This is a genomic window from Pseudomonas atagonensis, from assembly GCF_011369485.1.
Lineage (GTDB): Bacteria > Pseudomonadota > Gammaproteobacteria > Pseudomonadales > Pseudomonadaceae > Aquipseudomonas > Aquipseudomonas atagonensis.
Map to the genome: position 1 here is coordinate 297,745 of NZ_VXCA01000025.1, position 17,362 is coordinate 315,106.

Consider the following 17,362-nt stretch of genomic DNA (forward strand, 5'->3'; position numbering starts at 1 on the left):
TTAGTGTTGAATGTTAAGGCCTTATCGCGAGCAGGCTCACTCCTACAGTTGTATTGGGGTGTCTGAGTGTCAGCATTTACCTTCGAGGATCGCCGCGTAGCCTTCACGATAGCTTGAGTACTTCGGCTCCCAGCCCAAGGCTTTCGCCCGCGCATTGCTGCAACGCTTGCTGCCAGTGCGCCGAACGCTGGCATCTTCCGCCCATTCGGTAACGCCCAGATACTCACGCAGCCAGCCCACCACTTCGGCCAACGGCGCCGGTGCATCGTCGACTCCAATGTAGAAATCCTCCAGCTTCACGCCCTGCCGAGCCTTCTCCAACAGGAATGCCAGCAACCCCGCCGCGTCATCGGCATGAATGCGGTTGCCGTACAGCGGCGGCTCGACTGCCACGCGATAGCCGCGACGAACCTGAGTCAGCAGCCACTCACGGCCGGGACCATAAATCCCGGTCAGGCGCAGGATGCTCGCCGGAATGCCGCTCTTGAGCGCCACCTGTTCGGCTTCGAGCATCAGCCGACCTGAATACCCGGCAGCCACGGTCTCGGAAGTCTCATCCACCCACTCGCCATTCATCTGCCCGTAAACGCTGCTGCTGGATACGAACAACAGTCGATCCGGAATCTGTCCGTAGTCATCCAGCCAGCTCAGCACGTTCTGCAGACCCTGCACGTAAGCCGCGCGATACCCGGCCTCATCGTGGTCGGTGGCAGCGGCGCAATACACCAGGTAATCCACGGCACCGACCGGCCAGGTCGCCGGACAGTCTTCATTGAACAGGTCACCGGCCACGCCAATGACACCGTCAGGCAGGCGCGAGATGTCCCGGCGCAGGCCGTGAACCTCCCAGCCAGCGGCCAGCAATTGCGTGGCCAGACGACTGCCGACATCACCACAACCGGCAATCAACACAGAAGGCGCGGACATCAGAAAACTCCCATCGGAAAGGGACAGACTAGCGCTGACAGATGACGAGCGGCTAGCAATCGAGGAAAAAAAGATACTCTATTACTTTTGTTAACAAGAATTACTTGCAATAATGCACGCCACTTTTGTTCTCGGCCTCACGAGGCCTGGAAGAGCATCAACGTTTTTCTATCTCAGGTCCGGCCAGCATGACACGCAATCAAATTCCCGCTTCGCCAACCAATCGACCTCGCGCCTGGAGCGCGGTGGCGGCTCTGTTGTTCAGCCTGATGCTGGCACCGACCGCCGCTTTCGCCGACGCTCAAGCACCGGCCACACCGGCAGCCACCGAGCAGAGCGTACCTGCTGCCGCTCCAGCTGCCCCGGCCGCCACCGACCCGGTGCAGGCTATCGACGCTGCCGACGCCCCTGAAGTTCTCGAAGCCGACAACACGCTCGGCATGGCCCACGACCTGTCGCCATGGGGCATGTACCAGAACGCCGACATCATCGTGAAAATCGTGATGATCGGCCTGGCCATCGCCTCCATCATCACCTGGACCATCTGGATCGCCAAAGGCTTCGAGCTGATGGGTGCCAAGCGTCGCCTGCGTGGCGAAATTGCTGCTTTGAAGAAAGCGACCACCCTGAAGGAAGCCAGCACCACGGCCGGCAAGGAAGGCACCCTCGCCAATCTGCTGGTGCATGATGCGCTCGAAGAGATGCGTTTGTCGGTCAACAGCCGTGAGAAGGAAGGCATCAAGGAACGCGTCAGCTTCCGTCTCGAACGCCTGGTGGCGGCCTGCGGTCGCAACATGAGCAGCGGCACCGGCGTCCTCGCCACCATCGGTTCCACCGCGCCGTTCGTCGGTCTGTTCGGTACCGTGTGGGGCATCATGAACTCCTTCATCGGCATTGCCAAAACCCAGACCACCAACCTTGCTGTCGTGGCGCCGGGTATCGCTGAAGCGCTGCTGGCCACCGCATTGGGTCTGGTTGCCGCGATTCCAGCCGTTGTGATCTACAACGTGTTCGCCCGCTCCATCGCCGGTTACAAGGCGCAGGTGTCCGATGCGTCGGCAGAAGTCCTGCTGCTGGTCAGCCGCGACCTCGACCACCAGCCTGAGCGCAGCAGCTCGCAACCGCACATGGTGAAAGTGGGGTAATCGGCCATGGGCCTGCATTTGAAAGAAGGCGCAGACGACGATCTGGCCGAGAACCACGAAATCAACGTCACGCCGTTCATCGACGTGATGCTGGTGCTGTTGATCATCTTCATGGTGGCCGCTCCGCTGGCCACCGTGGACATCAAAGTCGACCTGCCTGCCTCGACCGCCAAACCGGCGCCGCGGCCAGAGAAACCGGTGTTCCTCAGCGTCAAGGCTGACCAGCGCCTGTTCATTGGCGAAGACGAAGTGAAGCCGGAAACACTCGGCGCCATTCTCGACGCCAGGACTCACGGCAAGAAAGACACCACCATCTTCTTCCAGGCCGACAAAGGCGTGGATTACGGTGACCTGATGAGCGTGATGGATAACCTGCGCGCCGCCGGTTACCTGAAGGTCGGTCTCGTCGGACTCGAGAGCGCAGCCAAGAAATGATCACGACGCGCCATAAGCTGACGCGTTACAGCGGTAGCCTGGCCGTGGTGCTGGGCGTTCACGCGCTGGCCATCGCGCTGGCGCTGAACTGGACCGCCCGCCCGCCCATCGAATTGCCGCCGCAGGCAATGATGGTCGAGTTGGCACCGGTTCCGGCCCCGCCACCGCCTGCTCCGCCGAAAGTCGTCACACCGCCGCAGCCACCGGCTCCGGTCGAAGAGTTGCCGATTCCGAAGCTGGCCGAAGCACCGAAAGCTGAAATCGCGGTGCCGAAACCCAAGCCGAAGCCGCCAAAGCCCAAACCGCCGAAGCCGGTCGAGAAAAAGCTGCCCGATCCACCCAAGGAAAAACCTTCCGAGGAAAAACCGGCCGACACTCAACCAACCCAGGCCCCGACGGAGAAATCCGCCCAGCCTGCGCCTGGCCCTTCGCCCGCACAAATGGCCGCCAAGGCCAGCTGGCAAGGCACCCTGCTCGCGCATCTGGCCAAGTACAAAAAGTACCCGGCCAGCGCTCAGGCCCGAGGCAAGGAAGGCTTGAACCGATTGCGCTTTGTGGTCGATGCCGAAGGTAATGTGTTGTCGTTCGAACTGGTGGGCCGCTCCGGCAACGCCGATCTGGACCGGGCCACCCTGGAAATGATCCGCCGCGCCCAACCGCTGCCCAAGCCACCGGCCGACATGCTGAACAATGGCTCGATCGAAATTGTTGCGCCGTTTGTGTATTCCCTCGAACGTCGCCGCTAAGGCAACACAAAACCTGTGGGAGTGAGCCTGCTCGCGATAACGGTGTATCAGACAATGAACTATTGAATGACACGACCCCATCGCGAGCAGGCTCACTCCTACAAGGTTCTCCGTCAGCCGAGAGAACCAAGCTAAAAAGGCACCGAAAGGTGCCTTTTGCATGTCCACCAGCGGCAAACCCACATTGCCCGGTGTCGCATTCATCGCTCAGTCTGATAACGTGCGTCTATCGATTGCAGCCGGTATGCTTGGCCCGCATCTTCATGGACGCTTGCTATGACCCTCACAGAATTACGCTACATCGTTACCCTCGCCCAAGAGCAGCATTTCGGCCACGCGGCCGAGAAGTGCCACGTCAGCCAGCCAACCCTGTCGGTGGGCGTGAAGAAACTTGAAGACGAACTCGGTGTGCTGATTTTTGAGCGCAGCAAGAGTGCGGTGCGCGTGACACCGGTCGGCGAAGGCATCGTCGCCCAGGCACAGAAAGTCCTCGAGCAAGCCCAAGGCATTCGCGAACTGGCCCAGGCCGGCAAGAACCAGCTGACTGCACCGCTGAAAGTCGGCGCCATCTACACCGTTGGCCCGTACCTGTTCCCGCACCTGATTCCGCAACTGCACCGGGTCGCCCCGCAGATGCCGTTGTACATCGAAGAAAACTTCACCCACGTGCTGCGCGACAAACTGCGCAACGGCGAGCTCGACGCGATCATCATCGCCCTGCCATTCAACGAAGCCGACGTGCTGACTCTGCAGCTCTACGACGAGCCGTTCTACGTCCTCATGCCGGCGCAGCACCCGTGGACCCAGAAAGAATCCATCGACGCCGGCCTGCTCAACGACAAGAGCCTGCTGCTGCTCGGCGAAGGCCACTGCTTCCGCGATCAGGTGCTGGAAGCCTGCCCGACCCTGACCAAGGGCAACGACGGCGCCAAACACACCACGGTCGAATCCAGCTCGCTGGAAACCATTCGCCACATGGTCGCGTCCGGCCTTGGCATCTCGATCCTGCCGCTGTCGGCGGTGGACAGCCATCACTACGCACCCGGCGTGATTGAAGTGCGTCCGCTGTCGGCGCCGGTGCCATTCCGCACCGTGGCCATCGCTTGGCGCGCGAGTTTCCCACGGCCGAAAGCCATCGAGATCCTCGCTGACTCCATTCGCCTGTGTTCGGTGGCCAAGCCAGCCGCACCGGTTACGGCCGGTTAAGCGAGCGTCATGACTGAGCTGTCGCAAGTGTCAGTGACGGCACTCAAGGGTGTCGGCGAAGCCATGGCCGAAAAACTGGCCAAGGTCGGTCTTGAGAACCTTCAGGACGTGCTGTTTCACCTGCCGCTGCGTTACCAGGATCGCACCCGCGTAGTGCCGATCGGCGCCTTGCGGCCGGGCCAGGACGCCGTGGTCGAAGGCACCGTCAGCGGCGCCGACGTGGTCATGGGCCGCCGTCGCAGCCTCGTCGTGCGCTTGCAGGACGGTACCGGCGGCTTGAGCCTGCGCTTCTACCACTTCAGCAACGCGCAGAAAGAAGGCCTCAAGCGCGGCACGCGGATTCGCTGCTACGGCGAAGCCCGGCCCGGTGCGTCAGGCCTTGAGATCTACCACCCGGAATACCGCGCCATCAACGGCGACGAACCGCCGCCGGTGGATGAAACCCTGACCCCGGTCTACCCGCTGACCGAAGGCCTGACCCAGGCGCGTCTGCGCCAGTTGTGCATGCAGACCCTGACCCTGCTCAAGCCGGCCACCCTGCCCGACTGGCTGCCGACCGAACTGGCCCGCGACTACCAATTGGCGCCGCTGGCCGACGCGATCCGCTACCTGCACAACCCGCCCGCCGATGCCGACGTCGACGAACTCGCCCTCGGTCATCACTGGGCCCAGCATCGCCTCGCCTTCGAAGAGCTGCTGACCCATCAACTGTCGCAGCAACGCCTGCGCGAAAGCATGCGTTCGCTGCGCGCGCCGGCCATGCCGAAAGCCACAAAACTGCCGCCGAAATACCTGGCCAACCTCGGCTTCAACCCGACCGGTGCTCAACAGCGAGTCGGCAACGAAATCGCCTACGACCTCAGTCAGCACGAACCGATGCTGCGGTTGATTCAGGGCGACGTCGGCGCGGGTAAAACCGTAGTCGCCGCCCTCGCCGCGCTGCAAGCACTGGAGGCGGGTTATCAGGTCGCGCTGATGGCGCCGACCGAGATCCTCGCCGAACAACACTTCATCACCTTCAAGCGCTGGCTCGAGCCGCTGGGCATTGAGGTGGCTTGGCTGGCCGGCAAGCTCAAGGGCAAGAACCGCGTCGCCGCACTGGAGCAGATCGCCAGTGGTACACCGATGGTGGTCGGCACCCATGCGCTGTTCCAGGACGAAGTGCAGTTCAAGAACCTCGCGCTGGTGATCATCGACGAACAACACCGCTTCGGCGTGCAGCAACGTCTGGCGTTGCGGCAGAAAGGCGTCGGCGGGCGCATGTGTCCGCATCAACTGATCATGACCGCCACGCCGATTCCTCGGACACTGGCGATGAGCGCCTATGCCGACCTCGACACCTCGATCCTCGACGAACTGCCGCCCGGCCGAACCCCGGTCAACACCGTGCTGGTCACCGACACCCGCCGCGTCGAAGTCATCGAGCGGGTGCGCAGCGCCTGCGCCGAGGGCCGTCAGGCCTATTGGGTCTGCACGCTGATTGAAGAGTCGGAAGAGCTGACCTGTCAGGCCGCCGAAACCACGTTCGAAGACCTCACCGCCGCCCTCGGCGAGCTGAAAGTCGGGCTGATTCACGGACGCATGAAGCCTGCCGAGAAAGCCGCGGTCATGGCCGAATTCAAGGCCGGCAACCTGCAACTGCTGGTCGCCACCACGGTGATCGAAGTTGGCGTCGACGTACCCAACGCCAGCCTGATGATCATCGAAAACCCCGAGCGCCTCGGCCTCGCACAACTGCACCAGTTGCGTGGCCGGGTCGGCCGGGGCAGCGCGGTCAGCCATTGCGTGCTGCTCTACCATCCGCCGCTGTCACAGATCGGCCGCCAGCGCCTGGGCATCATGCGCGAGACCAACGACGGTTTCGTCATCGCCGAAAAAGACCTCGAACTGCGCGGCCCCGGCGAAATGCTCGGCACCCGCCAGACCGGCCTGCTGCAATTCAAGGTCGCCGACCTGATGCGCGACGCCGATCTGTTGCCCGCCGTGCGCGACGCCGCCCAGGCTTTGCTCGAGCGCTGGCCAACCCACGTCAGCCCGTTGCTCGACCGCTGGCTTCGACACGGGCAGCAATACGGCCAAGTGTGAGCATCGTCGCAGTTTCTGACAGCTCGTTCCGACAGAGCTGGTTATACTCCTGCCATTGTTTCAAAAACGGATACAGACCATGACCGAAGCTGCTCTCGCCCCCGAATCTCCGCACGCTCCGTCTGTTATTCGGCTGCTGCTCAACAAGCTGGGCGTTGCCTACGAAGAAGTACTCGATCACCACGGCCTCAACGCCTCGCGTAAAGTGCAGGCCGTGTTGCTGGACGACGCCGTCGGCGCCCTGATGGTGCTGTTTCCACAGAGCCAGTTGCTGGATCTCAACCGCCTCGCCGAACTCACTGGCCGTCGCCTGACCGCTGTGTCCACCGAGCGCCTGGAAAAGATGCTCGGCAAACACAGCCTGAGCCTGCTGCCAGGCCTGCCGGCGCTGACCAGTTCGCCGTGCCTGTATGAAGAAAGCCTGCTGCGCGAACCGAAGTTGCTGATCAACTCCGGCGAGCCGGGCCTGCTGCTGGAAATCGCCAGCGAAGACTTCAAAACCATGCTGACCAAAGCCAGCGCCGCCAACTTCGGCGAAGCCCTGAGCAGCATCCGCCCGAACCTCGACCGCCCGGACGATGACCGCGAGGAAATCACCCAGGCCGTGCAGGCGTTCACCGCGCGGCGTATCCAGCAACGTCTGGAAGCGACCATCGAAATTCCGCCGCTGGCCGAAACCGCACAAAAAATCATCAAGCTGCGCGTTGACCCCAACGCCACCATCGACGACATCACCGGCGTGGTCGAAACCGACCCGGCGCTGGCCGCGCAAGTGGTGAGCTGGGCGGCGTCGCCGTACTACGCCTCGCCGGGCAAGATTCGTTCGGTGGAAGACGCGATCGTCCGAGTACTCGGTTTCGATCTGGTGATCAATCTGGCGCTGGGCCTGGCCCTCGGCAAAACCCTGAGCCTGCCGAAAGATCACCCGCAACACACCACGCCGTACTGGCAGCAATCGATCTACACAGCCGCCGTCATCGAAGGCCTGACCCGCGCCATGCCGCGCGCCCAGCGCCCGGAAGCCGGCCTGACCTACCTCGCAGGTCTGCTGCACAACTTCGGTTATCTGCTGCTGGCCCACGTGTTCCCGCCGCACTTCTCGCTGATCTGCCGCCACTTGGAGGTCAACCCGCACCTGTGCCACAGCTACATCGAGCAACACTTGCTGGGTATCAGCCGCGAACAGATCGGCTCGTGGCTGATGCGCTACTGGGACATGCCGGACGAACTGGCCACCGCCCTGCGCTTCCAGCACGACCCGAACTACGACGGCGCCTACGCCGAATACCCGAACCTCGTCTGCCTGGCCGTACGCCTGCTGCGCAGTCGTGGCATCGGCTCCGGCCCGGATGAAGACATTCCGGATGCGTTGCTGGAGCGCGTTGGTTTGACTCGCGACAAGGCCAATGACGTGGTCAGCAAAGTGCTTGAGGCGGAAGTGTTGTTGCGTGAACTGGCTTCGCAGTTCAGCCAGGCTTAAAGCACTCTTCGGAACGCCAACCAGGGCTTTTTTTGATTGCAAATAAGGCCCTGGTTCCACAGATTTCGGTCACATTGCCAGCAACGACAGCAAACTAGCGCCCTGCTATGATTTGACGGCAATCAGAGGAATTTCCGATGACCCAAACAGATGCTGTCAGCGTTGCAAGCGAAGTCCGCAAGCTAGCAAAAGACAACAAGGTCACGGCCAGGCGTGACGGCATGAGTCGTATGGCCGTGGGAATTACCCGCTTGGCTGGCGATGTCGTCGAGCTGGATGGCATCGAACAGTTACTCGTCAATCTCAAGAGAAAAGGCGTTCTGAGCAAATCTGAAATCCTTGCTCTCCAAGGTCGCTATCTTCAGGAAAGGCGCGCACAGAAACGTAGCGCATGACTTTCGATCCGTTCGGCGACTTCGAGACGGCTGGATATCTTCAAAACTCGCTGCAACTGAAAGATCCCGTTGAAGTAAAAGAGTCAGAGCATCTTTCGTTCGAATTGAGTATCGAAGAGGCGCTTGCCTATCTGGCCAAGAAAAAGCCAATCGATTACCAGACTGTACTCAACGTTCACGAGATCCTGTTCTCAGGCTTCTACCACTGGGCAGGAAAAGACCGGAACGAGCTCGTCCCCCACCTGGCAGTCTTCAAGGGCTCTCTCGACGACCCTCGCAGCACCGTCTTCGAGCGCCCGGACTCCATCAAAATGTCTGTCGACTATGCGCTCAAGCTCGCAGCAGACAAGAAACGCTTCAGAGACCATTCCGGTGGAGTGATGGGCCAGCTGGCTTTCGCACACCCCTTCCTGGACGGCAATGGACGCGCGATTATATTGGTCTTCATGGAACTCTGTTATCGAGCCGGGTTCGCCATCGACTGGTCAAGAACAAACAAAGACGACTACTTGCGGGGACTGAGCGACGAGATCCGAGAACCTCGCGAAAGGCGTCTCGATAACTACCTCAACCCGTTCGTAGTCGATATATCCAGTCGTGACGAATGGCCAGAGACCATCAGTGGCATCCGAGGCCTGGATGGCCTGGACAAGGAAGACATCACTTACGAGAAGCTGGACAACCCGAAAGTCCAGCAGATCTACAAGACATACCGGGCCCAGCCCCTGAACGCCGAGCCTCCCGAGCCCGAAAGCTGAAGAGGCAGGCCTGTCCCGGCAAGCTGCCTGAAAGTCCTATGACTTCGGCTTGGCCTTCCGCGGCTTCAAATACTTCATCAACCCCTGAAACCACATGACCAGCGCAGGATTGCCCTTGAGCTGGATCGACTTGTCCTGAATCCCCTGCATGAACGCCAGCTGCTTGTTCTTCGCCTGCATCGTGGCAAACCCGAATGCCGCATCCTTGAACGCAATCGCAAACGCCGGCTCCGCCACCCCCCCGGACTTGCTGGTAATGCGCTGGTCCTTCACCACGAAATGCCGCGCCACTTTCCCGTCCAGAGTCTGTAGCTGAAACACCAGATCCTTGTCACCCAACTGCTGCTGGAACGCAGGATTTGTCCGACTGGCCTTACCCATCAACAGACCCAGCATCCACAGAAGAAAACGAAATTTCATGCGCACAGCCTCAAAAGGAAAATGAACGGCTGGGGGAGTGTAAGGGATTCGAACGATAACGCCAGTATCTGACGCTGTTGGAAGAGGATGCGGACCATTTCCCGCACGATGACTGCCAAGTCACGATTCAGCGCTCGCCCACTGATCGTTTCTCCGCTCCGCGTGGGAATGCATCCCGAGACGCTCCTCGTCTCACCACTCACCTTTCCTACACCTGTTGAAACACATCCCTGTAGGAGCCGGCGAAGCCTGCGATCTTTTGATCTTCCGGCCCGCGAATCTATGGGAAATTTCCTGCAAAGTGCGGTGCTGTGCATGAACTAGGCGAGTTGGTGCGATGTGGATAGGCTCTGTGTATCGCCGCAAAATTGGCGATACGGACGTGCAAGTCCGGCTGGAGTGCATATTGGTTATGGCAATTCGCCGAGCGTTTTCCTATGCTCGCGGATCGTTATGGCTGCTGTGTATGGGAGACCTTCGGGTCTGCCGGGTTACTCCACCGGTCTTGCACACCTATGCACAGCTGCCACCACTTTCGAAGTGCGAGCGAAACGGTGTCGGCTCCTTAAACTGGAGTAAGACCGAATGATCAAACCAACACCCAATCCCCCAGAAAACCCGGATATTTCGCCCTACGAATCTCTGGAATCAAAGAAATTCCACGAAGCCGCCGAGCGAGCCCTCGACCACCATTTCAAACCAGCCGTCGATCCACACCCCAAACGCGAGAACGGCCTCTTCAAACTCTCCCCCGGCACCGACGCCGAAGCCCTCATGGCCAACGCCTCCGAAGACCTCCTGTCCATCAGCGTCATCGCCTGAGACCTCGCCGACGACCTCCACGGCTCCCGCCGCTCGGTGGCGCTGGCCCTGAGCAGAATGGCGGACGGCGTGAGATTGATGGTGGAAGGGACGCTCGACCAGATTGAAGTGCGAAGCGTGGCGGCCAAGCCGTAGCGAGATTTGCGGATAAAAAAAGGGGATGTTAAGTCCCCTTTTTGAATATTCCCTGCTTCACCACTGGCAACCTGTTTCAGGTTTCGAATCCACGTTGTAATCGTTTTCAAACGAATACTTCTTTGCAGATTTGTAATTCGTATACGTCATCGCATCAACCCGGCCACCCTGAGTGACCATCTGATACTCACCTGTCAGTGCGCCATCAACTACTTCAACCCAAGTTGTCGTGTACTGGTAGGGCCGGCCATAGACCAATTCCTCTTGTTCAGTATTGCGATGAACCAGAGTGATGGCCTTCTTCGACTTGCTGTACTTGACGCCAGCACCGCTCCATTTGGAGACAGAGTCGTAATAGGTTCTGAATTCAAAGTTTATGGGCTTGCCTTCGTAGGAGTGGAAGCAAAAAACTTCGGTCGTGACCTCGCTATGAGCCGCCAGAGGAACGAAAGCGAGCAACGCGGAAAACAATGCAGACGAAAATTTCAAACCGAATATTCCTTTAGCGGTTTCATGGGTATCAGCAAACTATTCGGGCCTGTTAAGCACCAGGCTCAAGCGCGCCGCACTTGAGCTCTTTGATTTGCTCGCTCTGAATCGGAACCACACAGGCAAGGCGCTTTTCTCCGAGCCCACGAAGCTCCGTCAAACTGAGCGTCACGTGCAACCCATCCTCGGCAAACGCATGATCCTCAAACCCGGCATCGGCATAGTCCGTCCAAAATGCCTTGCCCTCGAAACTACAAAACCGCTTGGAGGACAGCACTCTCCAACCGCCGTTCGGCGCCAGTATCTGCAACGTCAGGCATGGGCTGCCAAAGGTGCTGACATAGCGCGCGACGACACCGCCGAAGCGCTGGGAGCCAGACAGGTACACCTTGTTGAGATCAACCACACTACCCGGCTCATCAGCGACGATTGTGTCCAGGTAAGCCGCACGCTCCAGACTCAGTCTGGCCATGCAGTTGTTGATCGTCGTGACGTGCGCTGCCACCCCTGGCTCGATTTCCGTGGCTTCAAGCGGGCATGTGGTGTCGCGTAGTTTGATCCAGGCGCGCTGGGATTCTCTGGCCATGGCGACCAGCGCCTTGCCCTGCTCAGGGTCGCGCCGTTGTTGAGCCTCAAACCGTCCCAGCAGCTTCTTGTAGCTGGCATTGAGTTGCGTGTCGGCTTCCTTGCGGGCTGCCTCCACACACCGATCGATCTGGGCGCTTACGGTGATTTCTTTGCAGTCGTCCTCGGCCATCGCAAAAGAGGCAAACAGGCATCCAAAGGACAACGCGATAAAACGCAAAAACCTGTTCAATTTTTCATTCCCTGAATGGCAGATCGCTCAACGACACGTTGAGGTATTTTCTGCGCCTTGCCATCGGCGCTCATCGCGTCGCGGTACTGGCTGTAATAGCGCTGCGCTTCGTCTTTGCGATCAAGGCGCCAGAGTGAATCGGCGATGTTCAACATCAGTACCGTGCGTTTACCGACGGCCTCGACGCCGCGATAAAACTTCAGCGCCAACTTATCTCTACCGCCCTCGGCCAGATAAAAACCTAGGTCGTTGTACGCCTGAACATCTTGCGCCGGGGGATGGCACGCCATGTAGGATTCGGGACTCAAAAAAGTCAGAGCCGATTCGATGGAGTCAGCGCGGGACTGCGCAGCTTTGATGGTCGAAATATATTTCAGCCAGTCCCTTGGGGACTCCGTTTCCAGGGTAGGCGTGAGGACTTCGCCATCTTCCGAAAACCACTGATTGCCCACCCATTTGCCGAGACAAAAACGAGGGGCACGCTCGGCCAGCACGCAACCAGTTTCCATGGAGATCACATCGCAATGCTGTTGCGACTCCAGTTTTTCTTCACCATTTTCAAGCGACAACATGCCGAACACGACGGGGTCGAGCAGTAAGGTTTTCTTGTCAGGACTGAGCCAGTCCAGGTGTCCGTCGGCGCCAACATCGGCACTGAAGAGCGGGAAGGTTTTGCCGTTGGCGGTGAACCATGCGGTCGCCGAATCCACACTGGGCATCGTCCATTTTGTCGCTCTAAACGTCACGGTGTGTCCGTCGATGCCGACTATCGGTGGGTCCTCGGCAAAGGCACTTGTGGCGGCAAGAAAGCTGCCGATCATCAACACCCACTTAAGGCTGGCCATAGACGATCCTCTTCACCGCCGGGCTTTCTGACATTAGCTGTCTCTTCGTAACGCCATAGGCATTGATCAGCTCTTCCCGAGATCCCTTCGAGCCAAAAGAGCGTTGGTTATTATCGAAGCTGTATTGCTCCAATCGCCCTGTTGTCGAGTAATACCCATGCCACTCCGCGCAGGCACCGCAACCACCATATCCGCCTATCGAAACAAGACTGCCCTTGGTGCCTTCCACGCAATCCATCGCCACAACGACATTGCTCAACATCTTCGTCTTCGCACCGTCGGAAGTGAGTTGTGAAACTTTGCTGATATCGCGTCGAAGCACCTTGCTACCGATGTTGATGGTCTGGTCGGAGCAAACCGGGATAACGTGGGTTTCCGCATCATCCACCGTCACCGATCGGCAAGACGACACCAACACCACTTCAACACCGCCGCACTGCATGACATCGTGTTGGGTGTAAGCATCCGTCGGCGCGGCGAAGGCTGGGGAAGAGAACAACCATGCCAGCCCCCCGAAAAACAAAAACTGATTCATTAAGAAATCCTTTTCGCCGTTAACCAGCCTGTTGTTCCGCCAAGCACTTTGCATAGCCGTCCGCAAACTTGGCGTCGAATGACAATGCCACCGGTTCATCCAGCTCGGCCGAGGTGTTGAGCAATTCTTGGGTAGCCGGGGTGTATTTGATCCAGCCAATCGTGCCGGTGCCGTCGGTCTCGAAGAACAACTGAGCGCGCACTACTTCACCGTCGTCCTCGTCGATCAGCAAATTGACCTTGTCCTTGCCGACATAACGGAACGGAAAATCGCTGCTCCTGACAAGCTCAGTAAGGTAGCCGTAGCAACTCCCTTCGCTGGCAGTCGCGGGCAGCGAATGAGGTAATAGCGAAAGCGCAATCAGCGCAGACCGAATGAAAAACCGGTTCATCCACTCACTCCTCATCCATCGGCGACGATTCCACGTCGGTCATGCTCAGCAGCCGGAATTCGTTGCTCACAAACTCGTAATAACGATCCCGATTACCGCTTTCCAAAGCATTCCCTTGCGCATCTTCTTCGCCGTCGAGCGTGATGCCGGACACGATGATCATGCGGCTCTCGGGTTGGTAAACCATGCCGAACGTACTGCTGTCGTAAGCATTCGGCAGACCGCCAACGACTTCCCCAGTCTGAGCGTCCAGCACTTCGCCGCAAATGGCGCTACCGCCACAGCCGAGCCTGTGAAGGATGTAATGGCCGGCGAAGTTGACCTTGCCTTTCAGGGCTTGCACCCGTGCCTGATCCATCATTGGGCTGCTGTTCTCTTGCGGCACCAGCTTATGGTTGAGGCCGTTGAAAACTGGCGTGATGGTGTAATCCTTGAAGGCTGGATCGGCAGCGAATGCCATGGACGCGGCAGCCAATATCAAGCTGCCGAGAAGAACCGAAAATCCTTTCACGCTGTAGCTCCGTCGACGTAATGCATTTTGGGGATGTTCATTCAAAGGCAATGCCGCGCACCGCTTTCTTGATTTGCTCGAACCCTTCGTTGCTGATCGCCAGCGGGGCGGATGAACCCGATTCCGCCGAGCCAATCAGCACGTCTTTGCCCCTCAGCAGGCAAAAAGCGATGCGGGTAATGTGCCGTCGTGACTTGTCGTGGAAACCGAAGATGAAACCCGAAGAGTTCTCCCCACCCCATTGTTCGAAGGTGTAGGTGTTCGCACGACCGGCCAGCGAGTTGGGCACCCAGCCCTGATCGGTAAGGGTCGCCGGGCACCTTCGGTCGTTGTCGTCACGCAGGACTTGCACCGCAAATGCATCGTCTACCGGGGGTTTCCAGTCGGTGAGAAGCGAAAAGTACTCCGAGTTTTCACACATCAAACCAAACCACGGCTGCCTCAGGTCGCCATGTTTCTCGAAGTGCCAGTCGGCACCACTCGACGTCTGCGCTTGCCACAAGCTGGGGGCGCTGGACGGATTGGGCAGTTGTTTGGCTGCGATAAATACCGAATAGAAATCGTCGAACTTCAGCCATTGGTTCTGCAGCAGCGGCATGGAGAACCGACACGAACCCATGCCTACAACTGTCTCGGTCGGGCCTTGCGCAACCGGCGACTGGCCGGGCTCGTTACCGACCAACACAGCAGCTGCGGCGGTCACATAACCCATCTGTAAAAGCACGACCAGACCAATGATCAATTCGCGGAGGCATCGTAGTTTCACGTCACATCCTTCGAATTGATCAATTGCAACTCACCATCCCGATACAACACCTCACACCCCACCCACGCCGGATCCACCTGCGGCATCACCGCCGACGGCTTGCGCAACTCGCGCAACAGAGTCGAGCCATGCGACAAGCGTCCGCCCATCCGCGCAATCACCGCCCGCGCCGTTTGGTAATGCGCATGCCGCCCCGGATCGAGGGTGTCTTCGAGCAAGATGTCCTCGCCGAGGATGCCCCGCACTTGCCCCGGATAAATCATGAACCCGGTCGCCTGCTCGGCACCTTCGCGACCGTCCTGCCAGAAGCTGCCGTCTCGGGTGCGCACGTCGGGATGCGGCGCGAACCAATGCTCGCGGTCCGCCAGGGGCATGGCGTGATGAAGCCGGAAGAAGATGCGCATCAGGTTGTCGCGATACCACTCGCGTACTTGCAGGTAGTAGCCGCGCAGGCCCGGCAGGCCGGTCGAATGGGCGAGGCGGATCAGACTTGGCCATTGCGGGAATACCTGTAACGGCAGCTCAGTCGCCGTAGGCCGAGGCGTAGCGGGATCGGTTTCCCATGGCAGTCGATGAGGGCTGTTTTCAAGGTTGTCATAAGCGGTCGGCGGGCGGCCCAGCGCATCGCCGCCACTGCTGGCCAGCGTCGTGGCGATGCACAGATTGCCTTGCACGACGAACACGTAAAACCGGGTGAACCAGTCTGCGAGTTGCTGGCCGTCAGCTTTTTGGGCGACGAGTTCGGCCAGCTCTTTATCAAAGCGCTGCAAGCCATGTTCAAGGCTCAGCAGATGCCCGCGAGCGATGCGTTGCATGCGCAAAAACAGCGGCAACGAACGCAATATCTTTAGCGGTTGCCACGGCAAATGCGGCGTCGCACCACCGACTTCACCAGCGTAGTTACTCGCGCTGATGCCCCAGTCGGCCAGCCGGGCGAGAAACAGATCATTGTTGATGTAGGACGCTCCGCCGAACACTGCGGTGAACGGCTCGTTGTCCTGCAGCACCCGCGCATCCCAACGCGCCATGATCGCTGGGATACTCGCGGCAGCTCGGCGTTGGGCGTATTCCACCAGTACGCTCGGTTGCTGCGGCAGGATCTCGGCGATGTTGGCGGCGGTCAGGTGTCGGCGCCAGCCGTAGTCGCTGATCGGCCGGTATTGCAGCAGCCACAATTGCGCACCGTCCCAGGCCCATTCGACGTCGCCGGGCACGTAGTGAAAAACGCGCAAAACGTCTTGCAGAAACTGCCAGAGCAGCGCTTCGGTCAAACCGTGCGTGGCGGTAAATGCACCGCTGCGCCAGGCCTCACCGAGCCGCGACAGCGTGGCCCGTTCAGGGCTGTCGTGACCATCGGCCAGCGACTCCAGATGGCCTTCAACCCATTCCAGTTCAACCGACAGATGCCGGACAAACGCGATCCCGGAAACCTGCGGCGTGATGAAACGCTGCACCACCACTTCCTCGACGCCTTCGGCGGTCAATTCGGCGATACGCGTCGGTACGTTTGCGCGCGGCTCGCGCAGGTAAGTGGTACTCAGACCAGCGTTCGCCGAATCGGCCTGATCTTCGCCATAACTGGAGGAGCGCACCGCCCAGGTCACGTCGGGTTGCGCGGCGAGAAACGCTGACAGACGCGGATCATCGCAATCGTTGAGGGTCAGCGCCGCCGGCACCGCTTGCCTTGCCAGTTCAGCGAGGCGCAAACGGCCGCCCTTGGTGTGCGCGACGAAGCCGCGCTCGCCCGACTCCAGCCACTGCGCAAACCGCGCGGGCGCGTCGATCCACGGGTAATGACCCCAACCGGGTTTCAGGCTGATGGTCAGATCTGCGCGCGCAAGAATCGCCGACCATGCCGCCGCTTGTTCGATGCCGAGCACCTTGTCCTGATCGCCCCAGACCAGCTCGACCGGGTCGGTGATCCACTCCAACAATGGCAGCGCGGTGTCGGCACGGATCAGATCCCAGTGCGGCACAAACGCACGGCAGCGCGCATAACCGGCGCCCATGCGCTGGTACTGCGCGGGCGTCCAAGTCTGATTGGAAAACTTGCGGGCAAACAGCGTCGGTTTATTCGACAGCAACCAATGAATGGTCTTGCGGATTGGCAGCGGCGACATCAACGCAGGCAACCGCCGCTGCCACAAAAAGGCGCCCACCGGCGCCAGCAAAACACTGCGAGAAAAGTGTCCGGGCCGACGTTGCAGCGCATGCAGCACCAGCAACGCGTTGACCCCGACGGCCATGATCGCGCTGCCCTTCTGCGTCATCGCCAACAAGGTCTGCGCGTAGTCCGCGAGATCCTCGCAAGGCGGCTGCGGATTCGCGCCGAAGCCCGGCAACTCCAGCGGCACCACGTCGTAGCGCTGGAAGTGCGGCAGCGCGTCGTCCCACCAATCGGCGGCGCTGCCGTTGCCGGCCAGCAGGTACATCAACGGCTTGCTCATGAGCGAT

General features: G+C 59.7%; 18 protein-coding genes and 1 pseudogene. 9 read left to right on the top strand and 10 right to left on the bottom strand.

The genetic code is table 11. The features are described from left to right. Positions 1-69: 69 nt before the first annotated feature. Entirely contained in the window at positions 70-927 is an 858-nt protein-coding gene (locus F2P67_RS16970) for an SDR family oxidoreductase (protein WP_166221835.1), read from the bottom strand. Between the two features lie 188 nt (positions 928-1,115). On the opposite strand from F2P67_RS16970, the gene exbB reads away from it, so the two are divergent. The 8 genes from exbB (at position 1,116) to F2P67_RS17010 (ending at position 9,177) form a co-directional block, all read left to right on the top strand. Continuing rightward, the gene (gene exbB, locus F2P67_RS16975; RefSeq protein WP_166221837.1) at positions 1,116-2,072 is read left to right on the top strand and encodes a tonB-system energizer ExbB; all 957 of its coding nucleotides are present in this window, start codon (positions 1,116-1,118) and stop codon (positions 2,070-2,072) included. 6 nt (positions 2,073-2,078) lie between these two features. Further along, entirely contained in the window at positions 2,079-2,507 is a 429-nt protein-coding gene (gene exbD / locus F2P67_RS16980) for a TonB system transport protein ExbD (RefSeq protein ID WP_166221839.1), read from the top strand. Next, a complete protein-coding gene (locus tag F2P67_RS16985) occupies positions 2,504-3,253 on the top strand; it encodes a TonB family protein (RefSeq protein WP_166221841.1) in 750 nt (249 codons plus the stop codon). Before exbD ends, F2P67_RS16985 begins: the two co-directional genes overlap by 4 nt. A 276-nt stretch (positions 3,254-3,529) precedes the next feature. Continuing rightward, on the top strand, positions 3,530-4,459 hold the full coding sequence (locus F2P67_RS16990) for a hydrogen peroxide-inducible genes activator (protein WP_166221843.1): 930 nt from the start codon (positions 3,530-3,532) through the stop codon (positions 4,457-4,459). 9 nt (positions 4,460-4,468) lie between these two features. Further along, complete coding sequence (gene recG / locus F2P67_RS16995) at positions 4,469-6,544, top strand: ATP-dependent DNA helicase RecG (RefSeq protein ID WP_166221845.1); 2,076 nt, start codon at positions 4,469-4,471, stop codon at positions 6,542-6,544. A gap of 79 nt (positions 6,545-6,623) precedes the next feature. Then, the gene (locus F2P67_RS17000; RefSeq protein WP_166221847.1) at positions 6,624-8,024 is read left to right on the top strand and encodes an aminoacyl-tRNA deacylase and HDOD domain-containing protein; all 1,401 of its coding nucleotides are present in this window, start codon (positions 6,624-6,626) and stop codon (positions 8,022-8,024) included. A 137-nt stretch (positions 8,025-8,161) separates the two neighbouring features. Further along, positions 8,162-8,419 carry a hypothetical protein gene (locus F2P67_RS17005; protein ID WP_085731368.1) on the top strand — a complete coding sequence of 86 codons (258 nt, stop codon included), beginning with the start codon at positions 8,162-8,164 and terminating at the stop codon, positions 8,417-8,419. Continuing rightward, the gene (locus tag F2P67_RS17010; RefSeq protein WP_166221849.1) at positions 8,416-9,177 is read left to right on the top strand and encodes a Fic family protein; all 762 of its coding nucleotides are present in this window, start codon (positions 8,416-8,418) and stop codon (positions 9,175-9,177) included. The genes F2P67_RS17005 and F2P67_RS17010 overlap by 4 nt, the downstream gene beginning before the upstream one ends. A 36-nt stretch (positions 9,178-9,213) precedes the next feature. Here the strand turns inward: F2P67_RS17010 and F2P67_RS17015 are convergent, their stop codons facing one another. Further along, positions 9,214-9,597 (bottom strand): SCP2 sterol-binding domain-containing protein, encoded by a 384-nt coding sequence (locus tag F2P67_RS17015; RefSeq protein WP_166221851.1) that lies wholly within the window; start codon positions 9,595-9,597, stop codon positions 9,214-9,216. A 585-nt stretch (positions 9,598-10,182) separates the two neighbouring features. Here F2P67_RS17015 and F2P67_RS17020 point away from each other — a divergent pair. Next, positions 10,183-10,554, top strand: a pseudogene (locus tag F2P67_RS17020) (DUF6124 family protein). A gap of 57 nt (positions 10,555-10,611) precedes the next feature. Here F2P67_RS17020 and F2P67_RS17025 read toward each other — a convergent pair. From F2P67_RS17025 to F2P67_RS17060, 8 genes are all read right to left on the bottom strand, one after another. Further along, on the bottom strand, positions 10,612-11,043 hold the full coding sequence (locus tag F2P67_RS17025) for a hypothetical protein (RefSeq protein WP_166221853.1): 432 nt from the start codon (positions 11,041-11,043) through the stop codon (positions 10,612-10,614). A gap of 52 nt (positions 11,044-11,095) precedes the next feature. Then, complete coding sequence (locus F2P67_RS17030; RefSeq protein WP_166222265.1) at positions 11,096-11,800, bottom strand: lysozyme inhibitor LprI family protein; 705 nt, start codon at positions 11,798-11,800, stop codon at positions 11,096-11,098. Positions 11,801-11,856: 56 nt separating this feature from the next. Continuing rightward, complete coding sequence (locus F2P67_RS17035; RefSeq protein WP_166221854.1) at positions 11,857-12,705, bottom strand: tetratricopeptide repeat protein; 849 nt, start codon at positions 12,703-12,705, stop codon at positions 11,857-11,859. Next, positions 12,692-13,240, bottom strand: a complete 549-nt coding sequence (locus tag F2P67_RS17040) for a hypothetical protein (RefSeq protein ID WP_166221856.1) — start codon at positions 13,238-13,240, stop codon at positions 12,692-12,694. Before F2P67_RS17040 ends, F2P67_RS17035 begins: the two co-directional genes overlap by 14 nt. Positions 13,241-13,259: 19 nt before the next feature. Then, complete coding sequence (locus tag F2P67_RS17045; RefSeq protein WP_166221858.1) at positions 13,260-13,631, bottom strand: hypothetical protein; 372 nt, start codon at positions 13,629-13,631, stop codon at positions 13,260-13,262. A 4-nt stretch (positions 13,632-13,635) separates the two neighbouring features. Continuing rightward, positions 13,636-14,091: a hypothetical protein gene (locus tag F2P67_RS17050; RefSeq protein WP_166222267.1), complete on the bottom strand. Its 456-nt coding sequence runs from the start codon at positions 14,089-14,091 to the stop codon at positions 13,636-13,638. Between the two features lie 88 nt (positions 14,092-14,179). Further along, a complete protein-coding gene (locus F2P67_RS17055) occupies positions 14,180-14,908 on the bottom strand; it encodes a hypothetical protein (RefSeq protein ID WP_166221860.1) in 729 nt (242 codons plus the stop codon). Further along, positions 14,905-17,355, bottom strand: a complete 2,451-nt coding sequence (locus tag F2P67_RS17060; RefSeq protein ID WP_166221862.1) for an alpha/beta fold hydrolase — start codon at positions 17,353-17,355, stop codon at positions 14,905-14,907. Before F2P67_RS17060 ends, F2P67_RS17055 begins: the two co-directional genes overlap by 4 nt. Positions 17,356-17,362: the final 7 nt, after the last annotated feature.